The 1,630-nt window shown below is 71.0% G+C and carries 1 pseudogene; it reads right to left on the bottom strand.

Annotated features, from left to right (window positions below):
* Window positions 1-1,630 (bottom strand): annotated as a pseudogene (locus tag G7B71_RS15525) (hypothetical protein); the annotation flags it as partial.

Here is a 1,630-nt window from a genome sequence, read left to right as displayed (position 1 = left end):
AGGAGTCCAGACGTCAGCTCTTCCGATCTGGTCACCCGGCGGCCCGCCTGCGGGTCCTGGCCGGTCGCGCGCAGCCCGCTCGCCAGCCGCTCGAGCCGGCCCGCCAGGGCCGCGTCCCTGCTGCCCGCCGCCAGCCGGTTCGCGGCCTGGTCGAGCGTGCGCGTGAGATCGGCAACGGTGCCGGCGGCGAGCGAGCGGCTGCGCTGGAGCTGGTCGACATAGGCCTTGGCGATCACCGGATCGGCCGGCCAGCTGACCGGGAATTGCTGCTGCGGGTTGAACCTTTCGCCCTGGTCGGCGAGCGCCGCGGCGGCGATCTCGTTGGCGGTGAGGTGCGCGCTCGGCTGGAGCGCCAGCACGTCGAGGCCGCGGACGATCTCGGTGCCGTAGATCTGCCCCTTGTACCAGTAAGCCGACCAATAGCCGCCGAGCACGAGATGATCGGCGCTGATCGGGCCGCGGTCGAAATAGGCGATCTCGACCGGGTTGGCGGAGTCGGTGAAATCGATCACCGAGATGCCGCCCTGGTACCAGGCCTGCACGAAGATATCGCGGCCCGGCACCGGCACGATCGAGCCATTATGGGCGACGCAATTCTCCTCCTCGGTCTGCGCCGCCGGCAGCTTGTAGTGGCTTCGGAAGCGCAGCCGCCCGTCGACGATGTCGTAGATCGCGTTGGCGCCCCAGGTGCGCTGGTCCTGGACCCGGCAGCGCGGCCGCGAGCCGCCGCCCCATTCGTCGGTGAACAGCACCTTGGTGCCGTCATTGTTGAACGTCGCCGAGTGCCAATAAGCGAAATTGGGATCGACGACCGCGTCGAGGCGGCGCGGGCGGCGCGGATCGGAGATGTCGAAGATGATGCCGTTGCCCGAGCAGGCGCCGGCGGCGAGGTTGCGGCTCGGGAACACGGTGATGTCGTGGCACTGGTCGGTGCGGCTCGTGTCCTGGGTCCCCTCGCCATGGCTGCCGCCCCGCCACAGGCCGGCGAGGTTGCCGGTCGCGGCGTCGGCGAACACCGCCGGGCTGTCGATGATCCGCGCGCGCGACGGGTCGGCCACGGGGATTTCGATCACGTCGATCCGGAACAGCGACGTGCGGCTGTCGCCCGGCACCTCGCCGACGCAGCCCTCGAGTTCCTCGCTGCGCCGCACTGACGAGGTGCCCGACGCATAGACAATGATCGCGCCGCCCTCCGGGCCCGAGACGACCGAATGGGTGTGCGAGCCGCGGCAGGTCTGCACCTGGCCGACCTGGGTCGGGCGCGCGGGATCACTGATGTCGAAAATGCGCAGGCCGCGGAACCGCTCCGCGCTGACGTCGTCAGTCACGCCCTGGCGGCCGCAGTCGGTGCGGCCGCGCCGCTCCTCGACCGACATGATGAGGAGGTCGCCGACGATCGACATGTCGCCCTGCCCGCCCGGGCAGATCACCGAGCTGACCAGCTGCGGCGCGGCGCCATCGACGAGGCGGTAGAGGTTGAAGCCGTGATAATTGCCGGCGGCGAGCAGGTCCCCGGAAAAGGCCATGTCGGTGTTGGCGAAGCTCAGCATCGGCGAGCGGTCGCCGACGCGGGGCGCGGGCGGCGTCGCCGCGGCGCCTGCGGCAGGCGCGGGCGCCGGGGTCGCGCCTG

This window comes from Sphingosinicella sp. YJ22 (genome assembly GCF_011320075.1).
Classification (GTDB): Bacteria; Pseudomonadota; Alphaproteobacteria; order Sphingomonadales; family Sphingomonadaceae; genus Allosphingosinicella.
Note: the sequence above shows the minus strand (reverse complement) of the source record. Positions and strands in the feature narration are given on the sequence as shown.